This window comes from Streptomyces sp. NPDC013187, from assembly GCF_042899705.1.
In the GTDB taxonomy this organism is placed as follows: domain Bacteria; phylum Actinomycetota; class Actinomycetes; order Streptomycetales; family Streptomycetaceae; genus Streptomyces; species Streptomyces hawaiiensis_A.
The window spans coordinates 1-14665 of record NZ_JBIBAF010000006.1 but is presented as its reverse complement, the minus strand read 5'-3'; the positions used below and the strand labels follow the sequence as shown (position 1 = coordinate 14665).

The following is a 14665-nucleotide window of genomic DNA, read 5'->3' as shown; positions in this document are numbered from 1 at the left end:
GCCCGTACCCCCGCCGACCGGGGTACGGGCCGCAGCCGTGGGCGACGCTCCACGCGCGCGTGCTCAGCTGTCGCCGTCCTCCTCCCAGCCGAAGCTCTTCTCCACGGCCTTGCGCCAGTTGTGGTACTCGCGGTCCCTTACCGACGCCTCCATGTTCGGCGTCCACTCGACGTCTTTCTGCCAGTGCGCCTTGAGCTCGTCCAGGTCGTTCCACACCCCGGTGGCCAGACCGGCCGCGTACGCGGCGCCCAGACAGGTCGTCTCGGAGACCTTGGGCCGCACCACCGGAACGTCGAGCACGTCCGACTGGTGCTGCATGAGCAGGTTGTTCTTCGTCATGCCGCCGTCGACCTTCAGGGTGGTGATGTGCACCCCGGAGTCCTGGTACATGGCGTCCACGACCTCACGGGTCTGCCAGCTCGTCGCCTCCAGCACCGCGCGCGCGAGGTGCGCCTTCGTGACGTACCGGGTGAGGCCGGTGACCACGCCACGCGCGTCGGAGCGCCAGTACGGGGCGAACAGGCCCGAGAACGCCGGGACGATGTAAGCGCCGCCGTTGTCCTCGACGCTCGCCGCGAGGGGCTCGATCTCGTCGGCCGTCCGGATGATGCCGAGCTGGTCCCGGAACCACTGGACCAGCGCGCCCGTGATGGCGATCGCGCCCTCCAGGCAGTAGACCGGCGCCTCGGTGCCGATCTTGTACCCCATGGTCGTCAGCAGTCCGCTCTTCGACGACACCGGACGGTCGCCCGTGTTGAGCAGCAGGAAGCTTCCCGTGCCGTACGTGTTCTTGGCCGTGCCCACGTCATAGCAGGCCTGCCCGAAGACGGCCGCCTGCTGGTCGCCCAGCGCGGACGCCACGGGTACGCCGGCGAGCTGGCCGACGGCGGTGCCGTACACCTCGGAGGAGGAGCGGATCTCGGGCAGCATGGCCTCGGGGATGTTCATCGCCGAGAGGATCGAGGGGTCCCACTGGAGGGTCTCCAGATTCATCAGCATGGTGCGTCCGGCGTTGGTCACGTCGGTGACGTGCTGCCCGCCGTCCGTGCCGCCGGTCAGGTTCCAGATCAGCCAGGAGTCCATGGTGCCGAAGGCGATCTCCCCGCGTTCGGCACGCGCCCGCAGGTCGGGCACGTTGTCGAGCAGCCAGGCCGCCTTGGGTCCGGAGAAGTAGGTCGCCAGCGGCAGACCCGTCTGCTCGCGGAAACGGTCCTGCCCGTCCGAGCCGCCCAGCTGGTTGCAGAGCGCGGCCGTACGCGTGTCCTGCCACACGATGGCGTTGTGCACCGGCTTGCCGGTCGCCCGGTCCCACAGGAGGGTCGTCTCGCGCTGGTTGGTGATCCCCATCGCGCTCAGCTGGTCGGCTCTCAGACCGGCCTTGGCGATCGCCCCTGCCACCACCGCCTGCACCTTGGACCAGATCTCGGTGGCGTCGTGCTCCACCCAGCCGGGTTTCGGGAAGATCTGGCGGTGCTCGCGCTGGTCCACGGCGACGATCGCGCCGTCCTGGTCGAAGACGATGCAGCGGCTCGACGTGGTGCCCTGGTCGATGGCTGCGACGTACTTCGCGGAGTTGTCCGTCATGGCTACCCCTTCGGCTGTTTCAGAAGGCTGCGTTGTAGATGACGCCACCCAGCAGGCCGCCGATCAGTGGTCCGACGACGGGGATCCACGCGTAGCCCCAGTCGGACGTGCCCTTGTTCGGGATCGGCAGGATGGAGTGGATGATGCGCGGGCCGAGGTCACGCGCCGGGTTGATCGCGTAGCCGGTGGGGCCACCCAGGGACAGGCCGATGCCGACGACCAGGAAGGAGACCAGAAGGATCGCGATGCCGGACCCGTAGATGCCCTCCCCGCCCTCGATCAGACCGATGCCGATGCCCTCGACGTGCCTGTTGCTGCCCACCAGGGCGAGGAGGGGCAGCACCAGTGCGATGGTGGCCAGGATCTCGGTGATCAAGTTGGCGACCGGGTTACGGATCTCGGGGATCGTGGAGAAGATGCCCAGCGTCGGAACCGGCTCGTCGGCCGTGCCCTCCGTGGTGCCCGTCTTCCGCACATTGGCCTGGAACTGGGCGAGGTACACGAGGTAGGCGAGGACGGCACCGATCATGGCGCCCGTGATCTGTCCCAGCAGATAGACCCACACCTTGTCCCACACACCGGTGTCGACGGCGAGGCCGAAGGTGACGGCCGGGTTGAGATGCCCTCCCGAGAGGGGAGCGGCGGTGTACGCGCCGGCCAGCACTCCGAATCCCCAGCCGAACGCGATCACGATCCACCCGGCGGCCCGGGCTTTCGAGAATCTGAGGGTGACGGCGGCACACACGCCGGCACCGAAGAGGATCAGAATCGCCGTGCCGATCATCTCGCCGACGAAAATGTCTCCGTTAGTCATGGCTGCTCCTCAGCTTTGGACCGGGACGATCCGCCCCGGTCCTCACCTGCAGGGTGCGTTTCCCGTGGCTACTTCAGCCGAAGGCAGGGAGACATCCGCGCCCCGCCCGGCATCCGTGACGAGCGTGCCGTCGCAGCCGAATCGCCCGAGTCGCCCTGGGAGGGGAACGGGCCTTCGCGCAGGCGCACCAAGCGCCGCAGTGCCGGAATACGCCGACTATGTACGACGATGTCGACTGACACCGGAAGTGTTCACCGGCACCCAAGGGGCGTCAAGGTTGCCGACCGCAACGGTTGACGGCCGTCGGACGGTCACCGGGCTCGCGCCGGGCCGACGGGCCGGTTGCTCGGTCCGGCGGCGCCCGGTCGGGTCGTTGTTCAGATCTGGTCCGGACCCGCGCGGGCCTGATGCGCCGCGCGAGGCTTGGCTGATGGTGTCCGGCCTGCGCTGGACCCCGCCGGGGGGCAAAAGCCCAGCCGCACCTGACTCCTCGCTTGCTAGTGTCCAGGATTCACCTGACCTGGCGGTTTCTCAACCGCAGGAGATCCGCGGAGCCATGGCCGCCGCGGACGCGCCCTGACGCCCGGTGTCCCGCGCCGCCTCGACCAGGTCGGGTCCTGCCGCCGCTCACCCCTCTCCCAGGCGCTTCAGAGACCCTGCCCGACCCTCCCGATCGCCGCCCCGCAGACCTCCGCCTCTGCCGCGGCCACAGTCGGCGGCACCGGCGTCCGCGGCGAACCCCGGCGGGTCTCATGGCCCGGCAGCCCACCTGGTCGGCACCCGACTCGCCCCGTGCGGCGCCTCAGCCGCCCTCTTCAAGGGCGCCAGGCAGGTCGTGTCCTCCAGGTGGGCCAGGCTGCCCGGCGTGCACAGCGGTCTCGGCGAGCGCTCGCACGAGGTCCGCGAGCCGCACGACCCCCACGCACCGGCCGTATTCGTCCACCACGGCCACGTCGTCCGAGGTGCGGTCCCGGCGGCCGACCGCCACCACCTCCAGCACCTCCCAGGCCGTCGCGTCGACGCCCACCGTCCGCGGCGGGTCACCGAGCTTGGCGGCGGGCCGGTCGGCGTACAGGGCGTGCCCGTAGCGCCCCGACATCGACAGCAAGAAGCGGGAGCGGTGCACCGACCGGACCGGCACGCCGGCGGTGTCCACGAGCAGGACCCCGGACACATCCGGCAACTCGGTCAGCAGGGCTCGCACCTGCCCTGCGGACGCGGTTGCGGGAAGCAGGGCAGCGGGCAGGACGAATTCCCGCACCGACGGCCCGGGCCGTCGGTGCGGCACCTCGGCGGGGGAGCGGGGCGGGAGGTAGACGTCCGCGGCGGGCAGGCGAGCGGGCGGAGCGAACAGCTCGCCCTGTGCCAGCTGTGCCCCGGCCGCGAGCGCCGCCGCGCACTGCCCTTCGGTCTCCACGCCCTCCACGGCCAGGAGTGCCCCCAGCTCGTCGCACAGCGTCCGCATCGACCGCACCACCGCCGGTCGCGCCAGCAGCGACGCGTCCAGCTTCACCAGACCGGGCGAGAGGTCCGATAGCAGCCGCAGAGGCACGTCACCGTCCCCGACACCGTCCGCGCAGATCCGGAAACCCTGTCCCCGCAACGCGTTCACCGCGTCCAGCAGAGCCTGCTGGGGCACATGCGTGTACGGCGGGCAGACGTCGATCGTCACCTCCCAGGGGAGCCGCCCCGCCGCGCGCACGGCGTCGTGCAGCGAGGGCAGTCCGCCGAGATCGGCGAGGGTCCCCGCGAACACGTTGACGAACAGCGGAAGCAGGGTCTCCTTGCGCACCGCCGCACGGATCGCCGACACCGCCAGCCGGCAGTCGAGTTCGGGATCGCGGCGGGCCTCGGCGAGGATGCCGCCGGTCTCCGGGCGGGCGAGTATCTCCAGCCCCGCGACCGCGCCGGTCGTCAGATTGACCACTGGTTGGAAGGCGAAGCGGAGAGTATCCGTCCAGGAGGGCACGGGAGCATGATGGACGCCACCGGCGCACGCCAGAGCACGGTTCATGAGGCGTTCACGCAGGATTCCTGATCAGTCACACAGCGTAAAGCTCAGGGGCAATTCGCCCGTGCCGACGGTTGGTTGCCGTGTCGCACGCGGTCCCTTCCCCTGGCGTCCGCTCTCCTGATAGACGCAGGGTCATGACACGACTCACCACCGTCACACGTGCCCTGATCGCCGCACTCGCCACCCTGCTGGCATCAGCCGTCCTCACCCCGACCGCCCGGGCCGGCACCGATCCCGAGGCGCCGAAGGACTTCGTTGCGCTGCACAGCGTGGATCCGACGATCCTTCAGGAGATGCGTTACGTCACCCCGCACAACTTCGTGGGCGAGCCCATCGACGGTTACCGGCAGCCCCTCTGCATCCTCACCCGCCCCGCCGCCGAAGCCCTCCACAAGGCCCAACGCAGGCTTCTGCGCCAGGGATACACACTCAAGGTCTACGACTGCTACCGGCCCCAGCGCGCGGTGGACCACTTCGTCCGCTGGGCCGAGGACCTCCATGATCAGGCCATGAAGGGCGAGTTCTACCCGAACGTCGACAAGACGCGACTGTTCGCCGACGGGTACATCGCGGCGAAATCCGGCCACAGCCGCGGTTCGACCCTCGACGTCACCCTCGTCAGGCTCCCGGCGAAGCCGACCCGGCCCTACCACCGAGGAGAGCCCCTGGTGCCGTGCTTCGCGCCCCGGGGCGCGCGGTTCCCGGACAACTCGATCGACATGGGGACCGGCTTCGACTGCTTCGACACCCTCTCGCACACCCTCGACCCGCGCATCCAGGGCCGACAGCGCGCCAACCGGCTCCTTCTCAGGACCACCCTGGAAAGCCTCGGCTTCGTGAACCTGCCGGAGGAGTGGTGGCACTACACCTTCAAGCCCGAGGCCCATCCGGACACGTACTTCGACTTCCCCGTGGCCAGGAAGTCGCTCACCAGCGCTCACTGAGCAGCCTGCTCATGGCGCACTCTCCGCGATCGGCTACAGTCCGCCGCGTGTCCGAAACTCAGCACTCCGCTTCCAACTCCGCGCCGAACTCCCACTGTTCGAGCTGCGGCGCGCCCTACGGAGAGGGCATCACCGGCTGGCCCCGCACCTGCCCGGTGTGCGGGGCCGTGGCCTACCGCAACCCGCTCCCGGTCGCGGTGGCCCTCCAGCCCGTCTACGACACCAAGGGCACCGCCCTGGTCGTCATCACCCGAACCATCGCACCCGCGCGCGGGGGCATCGCCCTGCCCGGCGGCTACATCGACGACCGCGAGGACTGGCGGCAGGCCGTCATACGCGAACTCCGGGAGGAAACCGGCATCGACGCGGCCGGCCGGGACGTACGGCTCGTCGACGCGATGAGCTCACCCGACGGGCACCTGCTGCTGTTCGGCCTCCTCCCGGAACGCCCGGCCGAGAGCCTTCCGTCCTCCGCCGCCACGGACGAGACGGAGGGCTGGCACCTCCTGCGCAGACCGGAGGAACTCGCCTTCCCCCTGCACACCCTGGCCGCCCGGGCCTGGTTCGAGGGCCGGTACATCTGACCTCACGAGCTCCCCGGCGCTGCGCAACTCGGTTCCCGGGCCTGGCGCTCGTGTGACTCCCGGGCCCGAGCAGCTCCTGGCTCCCGGGCCCGGCCCAGCTCACGACCCCCCGGTCCCGCGAACCCGCACCGGGTAGGGCGGCGCACTCTGGCCGTCCTCACCCTCCCGCTCGACGACCACCCGGGAGCCCCTCCACCGAGCGCTGTAGCGCTCGATCTCCGGCTCGTCCCACCCCTCGCCCCCGTCCGGTACGACCAGCCCGCCCCCGGCCCGCCCCCGGGCGGGGGCCCACACCTCCAACTCCAGGCCCCCGTCCTCCCCACGTACCGGAAGCACGGCACCCGCGCGCGCGAACACCGGGATGCGCGACAGCGGCGCGTCGACCAGCACCTGCCCCGGCCCCTCGTACGCCTGCCCCGTCGCGACGTCGTACCAGCGCCCCCGCGGCAACCGCACGGCACGCCGGCCCACGCCCGGGTCCAGCACCGGCGCCACGAGCAGGCTGTCACCCAGCAGGAAGGCGTCCTCGCAGTCGCGCAGCGCCCGCTCCTCCGGCGCCGCCCACCACAGAGGCCGCACATAGGGCGCTCCGGTGCGCCGTGCCAGATGCGCCAGCGTCAGGAAGTACGGCAGCAGCCGCCGGCGTTCGACGAGCGCCACGCGCGCGTGCTCCAGCACCTCGCCACCGAACTCCCACGGTTCCCTGCGCCCCGCCCGCAGACTCGCGTGCGTACGGAACAGCGGCAGATACGCGCCCAGCTGGAACCACCGCAGATACAGCTCGGGAGACGGATCCCCGTCGAACCCCCCGACGTCCGGCCCCGAGTACGGCACGCCACACAGCCCGAGCCCCATCACCAGGGCCAAGGACGCCCGCAGCCCCGGCCAGCCGGTGGCGACGTCCCCCGACCACGTCCCTCCGTAGCGCTGCATGCCGGCCCACCCGGAACGGGAGAACAGGAACGGCCGCTCCTCGGGCGCGAGCTTCCGCAACCCTTCGAAGCCCGCCCTGGCCATGCACAGCGCGTACACGTTGTGCGCCTCACGATGGTCACCGCCCCGCCCCTCCAGGGCGTGCCGTGCCGAGCGCGGCAGCGTCGACTCCCCGAAGGCGGTGAACGACGTCGGTTCGTCCATGTCGTGCCAGAAGCCCGAAAAGCCCTGGGCGAGCCGCTCCTCGTAGAGAGCGCCCCACCACGCACGTACGCGCGCGTCTGTGAAGTCGGGGAAAACCACTTCCCCGGGCCACAGGACACCCCCCACCACCTCCCCGGAGGCATCCCGCACGAACGCGTCCTCGGCCGCCCCGGAGTCGTACACCGCACGGCCCGGCAGGGCCTTCACGCCCGGCCCGACGGCCGACACCAGCCGGATGCCCTCCCGCCGGAGCTCCTCGGCCAGCACGGGCATCTTGGGGAAGCGGTCCTGGTCGACGGTGAACACCTGATGTGCGTCGTGGTGGTCGATGTCCAGGTGCACGGCATCCAGCGGCAGACCGCGCTCCAGGTAGCCCGCGACGATCCGCCGCACCTCCTGCTCGCCGCCGAACCCCCACCGTGCGTGATGGTGCCCAAGGGCCCACGCGGGCGGCAGCGCGGGCGCCCCGGTGAGCGACGCCCAGGCGAGCAGCACGCGCGCGGGGGTGCCCACCATCACCCAGCACCGCAGCGGACCGCCGTCCATCCGCAGCTCGCTCGTCCCGACACGGTCGTGCCCGGAACCCGCGCCCTCCTCGCCCTCGCGCAGCGTCACCGTGCCGTCCCACGAGCTGTCGTGGAACGCCAGGTGCGTACCGCCGTCGGACACCACCAGCTGCACCGGCATCGTGATGTACAGCGGGTCGTCCCCGGGCGCGAAGGGGCGGCCGGGATCGGAGTTCCACAGCCGGTACGTCCCGTCCGGCAGCCGAGGGCCCGAGGCACGCCCTCCAAGCCCGAAGAACCGCGCGTCGGCGCCCACCTCCGACCGCTGCACCCACCGCGCCGGGCCGCCGCCGACCGGCTCCCACCACCGCGGCGGCAGATCACGCCGCAGGGTGACGCCGCCCGGAGTGCGTACCTCCACCGCGCCGTGCCGCGAGACCACGACCGTCACCCGCTCGGCGACCACACGCCAGCCGCCGTCCTTGTCCGGCTCCAGTACCGCACGCGGATCCGGCTCCGGGCAGCGTCCGGCCAGCGCGTAGGACGGCGCGGGCCCCGCCCCGTCCCAGCCCCAGAACACGGCCCCGTTCACGGCGACCAGAATCCGCAGCTGCGACCGGCTGAACCGGACGACACCGCCCCCCGGCCCGGGCTCCACGTCCTCCACGGGTCCGGGCACCCGCGCCCGCTCCGCCCCGCGCGCCGGCAGCCCGGTGGCGTCGGCCCGACGCCTGCGCCACGCTGCTCGTACGGTACGCACACCCTGCGCCGCCCCCACCGAAGCCACCGCTTTCACCGAACGCACCAGGTCACGACCGTTCATGCTGCTCACCCTGCCACTGACGGCCCCGCGCGGGCGTGTCGTTCAACTGCCGTTCACCCGTGCCAGGACCACATCTTCACGACACGGACTATGTGCGGCGCACCCTGGTGCCGAAGTCGATCACATGGCATTGTCCGTGCCAGCCGCTCACGCGCACACCCCAGCCCGTGCGCGGAGGACGCACACGACGCGCACAGTCCGGGAGCCGACATGTCGACCGTTAGTCCCCAGCCGCTCTGGCAGCCCGACCCCGAGCGCATCGCCCGCGCACGGATCACCAGGTTCCAGGCCTGGGCGGCCGAGCACCACGGCGCCCCCGCCGAGGGCGGCTACGCGGCCCTGCAGCGCTGGTCGGTCGACGAGCTGGACACCTTCTGGCAGGCCGTCACGGAGTGGTTCGACGTCCGTTTCTCGCAGCCCTACGCGCGCGTGCTCGGCGACCGCTCGATGCCCGGCGCCGAGTGGTTCCCCGGGGCGACCCTGAACTACGCCGAACACGCCCTGCGCGCGTCCGCCACCCGCGCCGACGAACCGGCCCTCCTGCACGTCGACGAGACCCACGAACCACGCCCCGTCACCTGGGCCGAGCTGCGCCGCCAGGTCGGCTCCCTCGCCGCCGAACTGCGCGCCCTCGGCGTGCGCCCCGGCGACCGGGTCAGCGGCTACCTCCCGAACGTCCCACAGGCGGTGGTCGCCCTCCTCGCCACGGCCGCAGTCGGCGGCGTCTGGACCTCCTGCGCGCCCGACTTCGGCGCCCGCAGCGTCCTCGACCGCTTCCAGCAGGTCGAACCCGTCGTGCTCTTCACCGTCGACGGCTACCGCTACGGCGGCAAGGAGCACGACCGACGCGAGGTGGTCACCGAACTGCGCCGCGAACTGCCCACCCTGCGGGCCGTGATCCACATCCCGCTCCTCGGCACCGAGGCACCCGAGGGCGCCCTGGACTGGTCGGCCCTCACCTCCGCCGACACGGACCCGGTCTTCGAGCAGGTGCCCTTCGACCACCCCCTGTGGGTGCTCTACTCCTCCGGTACGACCGGACTGCCCAAGGCCATCGTCCAGTCCCAGGGCGGCATCCTCGTCGAGCACCTCAAGCAGCTCGGCCTGCACTGCGACCTCGGCCCCGAAGACCGCTTCTTCTGGTACACCTCGACCGGCTGGATGATGTGGAACTTCCTCGTCTCCGGCCTGCTCACCGGCACCACGATCGTCCTCTACGACGGCAGCCCCGGCTACCCCGACACCGGCGCCCAGTGGCGGATCGCCGAACGCACCAAGGCCACCCTCTACGGCACCTCCGCCGCCTACGTCATGGCCTGCCGCAAGGCCGACGTGCACCCGTCCCGCGACTTCGACCTCTCCTCCGTCCAGTGCGTCGCCACCACCGGCTCGCCCCTGCCCCCCGACGGATTCCGCTGGCTCCACGACGAGGTCCGCGACGACCTGTGGATCGCTTCAGTCAGCGGCGGCACCGACGTGTGCTCGTGCTTCGCCGGAGCCGTACCCACCCTCCCGGTCCACGTCGGCGAACTCCAGGCCCCCTGCCTCGGCACCGACCTGCAGTCCTGGGACCCCAGCGGCAGCCCCCTCATCGACGAGGTCGGCGAACTCGTCGTCACCAACCCCATGCCGTCGATGCCCATCCACTTCTGGAACGACCCCGACGGCAGCCGCTACCACGACAGCTACTTCGACACCTACCCCGGCGTGTGGCGGCACGGCGACTGGATCACCCTCACCTCCCGCGGATCCGTCGTCATCCACGGCCGCTCCGACTCCACGCTCAACCGCCAGGGCGTCCGCATGGGTTCCGCCGACATCTACGAAGCCGTCGAAAGGCTCCCCGAGATCAAGGAATCCCTCGTCATCGGCATCGAGCAGCCCGACGGCGGCTACTGGATGCCCCTCTTCGTGCACCTGGCCCCCGGAGCCGTCCTCGACGAGGCCCTGCTGAACCGCATCAAGCAGACGATCCGCGAGCAGCTGTCGCCGCGTCACGTCCCCGACGAGATCATCGAAGTGCCCGGCGTCCCGCACACCCTCACCGGCAAGCGCATCGAGGTCCCCGTCAAACGCCTCCTCCAGGGCACCCCGCTGGAGAAGGCGGTCAACCCGGGCTCCATCGACAACCTCGGCCTGCTGAACTTCTACGAGGAGCTGGCCCGCAAACGCGCCTGACGCCTCACCACCCCCGCCCCGCGACTCCCCGTCACCGAAGCTCAGGGCGCAGGCTGCAGCGGAAGTCGCTGTGACCTGCGCCTTCCTTCATTCTTCGAGTGCACGATCATCGAATCGCCCCGCTGTCAGTGCCCCCGGTTACTGTGAGTGAGCATTGATCGACCGTGCACAGGGGGAACCATGACGCACACCGACAACCGGACCAAGCGCCGCGTCCTGCACCGCGAAATCGCCGGCACCATCGGCCTGCTCGCCGACGATCACGACTTCCGGGCCATGCGGCGCTACCGCAGCTTCACCTTCGACGACCACGCGACCTACCTGAAACACGTGGAGTCCCTCCTCAGGACCAGGGCCCTGCAGGGGAGCCACACCACGGTGGCCCTCTTCGACCCCGAGGAGTACGCCCATTTCTGCACACGGAAGGATTTGGACCCCGACAAACCGTCGAGCCGCTCACGCTTCACCGCACAGATCGCGGCGACAGGCCCGACCCTTCCCTACGACGGCCGACCGCTGGCCGACCTGCTCCCGGCCCTCGTCGACGAGGCCGTCCGACAGGCCACCTGGGAGTACGCGACCACCCTCCTCGCCCGACTGGGCGCCTGCGCCTCCTGCGGCGAGGACATCGGACGCGCCGCCTTCACCCGAGCCGCAGAGCTCCTCGTCCGCATCCTCGACACCGCGCCACCGGGCGACCGACACCTCGTCTGCAGTGTCACCGGACCGCCCGAAACCCTCGTCGCCGCCCTCCACATCACCGACGACGGGGCCGCCCTGGAACTGGACGAAAGCGAAGCCCTCGAGTTCACCACGGTCCTGGCCCTCGGCCTGGCCACCGAAAGCCCCGGAGGGCTCGTCATCCGCGCCACCACGCCGGGCACCCCCGACCGCGTATACGGCTGGCGCATGCGTTCCTACGGACTCGAACCCCTCACCGCGGGCGAGGTCTTCGACGCCTACTGCACCGACGTCGAATCCGGAGATCTGATCTCCCCGGAATCCAACGTCGACTACTGCGCGCCGCCCGACCTCGGAGAGGAGAAACCCGCTCGGGGGCACCAGCACTGAAACACGGGAGGGGCGCTCCACCTCCGTGGAGCGCCCCTCCCGGCAAACGCCGTCGACCCGGCCGGGCTCACTCGCCCGACAGCACCGCCTGCGCCGCACTGCGCGCGTCCTCGGCACTGTCCGTCGCGCGTGCCGCCGCAGCGGCCCGCTCGCACTGCGCCAGCGTGTACTTCGCCAGCGTCGCCCGGACGTAGGGAATCGATGCGGCACCCATCGAGAGAGAGGTGACACCCAGACCGGTCAGCACACACGCGAGCAGCGGATCGGACGCGGCCTCACCACAGACTCCACAGCTCTTGCCCTCGGCCTTGGCCGCCTCGGCGGACAGCTCCACCAGGTCGAGCAGGGCGGGCTGCCAGGGATCCTGCAGACGGGACACCGCACCCACCTGACGGTCGGCGGCGAAGGTGTACTGCGCGAGGTCGTTCGTCCCGAGCGACAGGAACTCGACCTCCTGGAGGATCGAGCGAGCCCGCAGCGCGGCCGACGGGATCTCCACCATCGCGCCGAACTTCGCCCGCAGCCCAGCCTCACGGCACGCGTCCGCGAAAGCCCGGGCGTCCGTACGGTCCGCCACCATCGGGGCCATGACCTCGAGGTAGACAGGCAGCCCCTCCGCGGCCTTGGCGAGCGCGGTCAGCTGGGTGCGCAGGACCTCCGGGTGGTCGAGCAGTGTCCGCAGACCCCGCACACCGAGCGCCGGGTTCGGCTCGTCGGCCGGCGTGAGGAAGTCGAGGGGCTTGTCCGCACCCGCGTCCAGCACCCGCACCACGACACGCCCCTCGGGGAACGCCTCGAGCACCTGCCGGTACGCGGCGATCTGCTTCTCTTCCGAGGGCGCCTGCTTGCTGTCGTCCAGGAAGAGGAACTCCGTACGGAACAGACCCACACCCTCGGCACCGGCCTCTACGGCGGCCGCCACATCGGCGGGGCCACCGATGTTCGCGAGCAACGGCACCTTGTGCCCGTCTGCCGTGGCACCCGGCCCGGTCGAGGCGGCCAACGCGGCCTTCCGCTCGGCAGCCGCAGCCTCCAGCTGTGCCTTCTTCTCGTCGCTCGGGTCCACGAAGATCTCTCCCGTGCTGCCGTCGACGGCGATCATCGTGCCCTCGGCGAGCTCACCGGCACCCGGCAGCGCCACCACGGCCGGCACCCCGAGCGCCCGGGCGAGAATCGCGCTGTGGCTGGTCGGCCCGCCCTCCTCGGTGACGAAGCCGAGCACCAGGGTCGGGTCGAGCAGCGCGGTGTCGGCCGGCGCGAGGTCGCGGGCGACCAGGACGTAGGGCTCGTCGCTGTCGGGAACGCCTGGCATCGGCACCCCCAGCAGCCGGGCGACGATACGGTTCCGCACGTCGTCGAGGTCGGCCACGCGACCGGCGAGGTACTCACCGGCTCCCGCCAGCAGCTCGCGGTAGGAGGCGAACGCGTCGTACACCCCGCGCTCCGCCGTGCTGCCGACAGCGATCCGCCGCTCCACATCGGCCATCAGCTCGGGGTCCTGGGCCATCATGGCCTGCGCCTCGAGCACCGCCTGGGCTTCACCGCCGGCCAGGTTGCCCCGCGCCATCAGGTCCGCCGCCACCGCCTCGACGGCCTTGCGGGCGCGCCCCTGCTCACGCTCCGCCTCCTCCGCCGGTATCTGCTTCGCGGGCGGCTCGAGCACCGCCGTTCCCATGTGCCTAACCTCGCCGATGGCCACACCGTGGCTCACGCCGACGCCTCGCAGCGTTGTCTCCATCTCACCCGTCTCCGATAGAGCGGCGGCCCCCGCCGCCGCGGTGGTTGTCGTACTCGCCGTCCCACAGGACGGCACAGGAGTCACTTCCAGAGGAAGAGACTGTCGCCGGCCTTCACATCGCCGTTGTCGCGAAGATCGGAGAGAGCTTCGGCCGTGGCTTCCAGCGCCACGACCGGGCAGACCGCGGACTTTCCGGCGGTCTCGACGGCCGCCGGGTTCCAGCGAACGACACCCTGACCGCGCCTGACGGTGTCGCCCTTGTTCACGAGCAGCTCGAAACCTTCGCCGTTGAGCTGCACGGTGTCGATACCGAGGTGGGTGAGCACGCCGTGTCCGTTCTCGTCGACGACGACGAACGCGTGCGGGTGCAGGGAGACGATGACGCCATCCACGGGCGAGACGGCCTCGGAAGGCTCGCGTACGGGATCGATCGCTGTGCCCGGGCCGACCATGGCCCCGGAGAAGACCGGATCCGGCACTGCCGCCAGTCCGATAACGCGTCCTGCGAGCGGGGACGTCACGGTGGTCATGGGAAGCCTCCCAGGGGTGGAGATCGATAGAGCCGTCCCTGTAGGTACCGGGCGGCACACTGTTCAGCAGCGTATGTCACCTGAAGTGCCGGTTCCGCGCGAGCACTCCGAAGTGGTCTAGACCATACCCCAAATCGATTTGCACCGGCTCCGCGGCCGCGTGTACAGTCGTACTCCTGCTTGGGGCTGAGCGGCGCAACCTCGCGTCCCGGCCGGGCAGCAATCAACTTGTCAGATCCTATCTCTGGGTCGCCTTCTGCATGCCTGCAGGACGGTGGTCAGAGGGCCGGAAAAACACTGATAGAGTTTGGAACACCGAAGGGAAGCGCCCGGAGGAAAGCCCGAGAGGGTGAGTACAAAGGAAGCGACCGTTCCTTGAGAACTCAACAGCGTGCCAAAAGTCAACGCCAGATATGTTGATACCCCGTCCATCGGACAACCGATGGTCGAGGTTCCTTTGAAATAACACAGCGAGGACGCTGTGAACGGTCGGGCTTATTCCGCCTGACTGTTCCGCTCTCGTGGTGTTCATCCCGATTACGGGAAAACATTCACGGAGAGTTTGATCCTGGCTCAGGACGAACGCTGGCGGCGTGCTTAACACATGCAAGTCGAACGATGAACCACTTCGGTGGGGATTAGTGGCGAACGGGTGAGTAACACGTGGGCAATCTGCCCTGCACTCTGGGACAAGCCCTGGAAACGGGGTCTAATACCGGATACTGACCACTGGGGGCATCCT

The 14665-nt window shown here is 70.3% G+C and carries 9 protein-coding genes, 1 rRNA gene and 1 pseudogene; 5 read left to right on the top strand and 6 right to left on the bottom strand.

The window, feature by feature from the left end; translation table 11 throughout:
• Window positions 1–63 precede the first annotated feature (63 nt).
• The 3 genes and pseudogenes from glpK to ACFY5B_RS13525 all read right to left on the bottom strand — a co-directional run.
• Window positions 64–1584 (bottom strand): glycerol kinase GlpK, encoded by a 1521-nt coding sequence (gene glpK, locus ACFY5B_RS13535; RefSeq protein WP_389968533.1) that lies wholly within the window; start codon window positions 1582–1584, stop codon window positions 64–66.
• Between the two features lie 19 nt (window positions 1585–1603).
• Window positions 1604–2398 carry an MIP/aquaporin family protein gene (locus ACFY5B_RS13530; protein WP_389968531.1) on the bottom strand — a complete coding sequence of 265 codons (795 nt, stop codon included), beginning with the start codon at window positions 2396–2398 and terminating at the stop codon, window positions 1604–1606.
• A gap of 868 nt (window positions 2399–3266) precedes the next feature.
• Window positions 3267–4367 (bottom strand): annotated as a pseudogene (locus ACFY5B_RS13525) (EAL domain-containing protein); the annotation flags it as partial.
• A 179-nt stretch (window positions 4368–4546) separates the two neighbouring features.
• Here ACFY5B_RS13525 and ACFY5B_RS13520 point away from each other — a divergent pair.
• Both ACFY5B_RS13520 and ACFY5B_RS13515 read left to right on the top strand, forming a co-directional pair.
• Window positions 4547–5356 carry a M15 family metallopeptidase gene (locus ACFY5B_RS13520; RefSeq protein WP_389968529.1) on the top strand — a complete coding sequence of 270 codons (810 nt, stop codon included), beginning with the start codon at window positions 4547–4549 and terminating at the stop codon, window positions 5354–5356.
• A gap of 47 nt (window positions 5357–5403) precedes the next feature.
• Window positions 5404–5940 carry an NUDIX domain-containing protein gene (locus tag ACFY5B_RS13515; RefSeq protein ID WP_344454828.1) on the top strand — a complete coding sequence of 179 codons (537 nt, stop codon included), beginning with the start codon at window positions 5404–5406 and terminating at the stop codon, window positions 5938–5940.
• A 99-nt stretch (window positions 5941–6039) separates the two neighbouring features.
• Here ACFY5B_RS13515 and ACFY5B_RS13510 read toward each other — a convergent pair whose 3' ends face one another.
• On the bottom strand, window positions 6040–8406 hold the full coding sequence (locus ACFY5B_RS13510; protein ID WP_389968527.1) for a glycoside hydrolase family 31 protein: 2367 nt from the start codon (window positions 8404–8406) through the stop codon (window positions 6040–6042).
• A 210-nt stretch (window positions 8407–8616) separates the two neighbouring features.
• On the opposite strand from ACFY5B_RS13510, the gene ACFY5B_RS13505 reads away from it, so the two are divergent.
• Both ACFY5B_RS13505 and ACFY5B_RS13500 read left to right on the top strand, forming a co-directional pair.
• Entirely contained in the window at window positions 8617–10584 is a 1968-nt protein-coding gene (locus ACFY5B_RS13505) for an acetoacetate--CoA ligase (RefSeq protein WP_389968525.1), read from the top strand.
• A gap of 180 nt (window positions 10585–10764) precedes the next feature.
• Window positions 10765–11655 (top strand): hypothetical protein, encoded by an 891-nt coding sequence (locus ACFY5B_RS13500; protein WP_389968523.1) that lies wholly within the window; start codon window positions 10765–10767, stop codon window positions 11653–11655.
• A 67-nt stretch (window positions 11656–11722) separates the two neighbouring features.
• Here the strand turns inward: ACFY5B_RS13500 and ptsP are convergent, their stop codons facing one another.
• Together ptsP and ACFY5B_RS13490 are read right to left on the bottom strand one after the other, a co-directional pair.
• Entirely contained in the window at window positions 11723–13393 is a 1671-nt protein-coding gene (gene ptsP / locus ACFY5B_RS13495) for a phosphoenolpyruvate--protein phosphotransferase (RefSeq protein ID WP_389968521.1), read from the bottom strand.
• 80 nt (window positions 13394–13473) lie between these two features.
• Entirely contained in the window at window positions 13474–13923 is a 450-nt protein-coding gene (locus tag ACFY5B_RS13490; protein WP_376647677.1) for a PTS glucose transporter subunit IIA, read from the bottom strand.
• A 550-nt stretch (window positions 13924–14473) separates the two neighbouring features.
• Between ACFY5B_RS13490 and ACFY5B_RS13485 the strand changes: the two genes are divergently transcribed.
• A 16S ribosomal RNA gene (locus ACFY5B_RS13485) occupies window positions 14474–14665 on the top strand; the annotation flags it as partial.

What these genes read in the sequence shown, in the direction of transcription:
- ACFY5B_RS13510 (WP_389968527.1), bottom strand. Translation starts at nt 8,406, where the DNA reads ATGAACGGTCGTGACCTGGTGCGTTCGGTGAAAGCGGTGGCTTCGGTG.
- ptsP (WP_389968521.1), bottom strand. Translation starts at nt 13,393, where the DNA reads ATGGAGACAACGCTGCGAGGCGTCGGCGTGAGCCACGGTGTGGCCATC.
- ACFY5B_RS13520 (WP_389968529.1), top strand. Translation starts at nt 4,547, where the DNA reads ATGACACGACTCACCACCGTCACACGTGCCCTGATCGCCGCACTCGCC.
- glpK (WP_389968533.1), bottom strand. Translation starts at nt 1,584, where the DNA reads ATGACGGACAACTCCGCGAAGTACGTCGCAGCCATCGACCAGGGCACC.
- ACFY5B_RS13500 (WP_389968523.1), top strand. Translation starts at nt 10,765, where the DNA reads ATGACGCACACCGACAACCGGACCAAGCGCCGCGTCCTGCACCGCGAA.
- ACFY5B_RS13530 (WP_389968531.1), bottom strand. Translation starts at nt 2,398, where the DNA reads ATGACTAACGGAGACATTTTCGTCGGCGAGATGATCGGCACGGCGATT.
- ACFY5B_RS13490 (WP_376647677.1), bottom strand. Translation starts at nt 13,923, where the DNA reads ATGACCACCGTGACGTCCCCGCTCGCAGGACGCGTTATCGGACTGGCG.
- ACFY5B_RS13505 (WP_389968525.1), top strand. Translation starts at nt 8,617, where the DNA reads ATGTCGACCGTTAGTCCCCAGCCGCTCTGGCAGCCCGACCCCGAGCGC.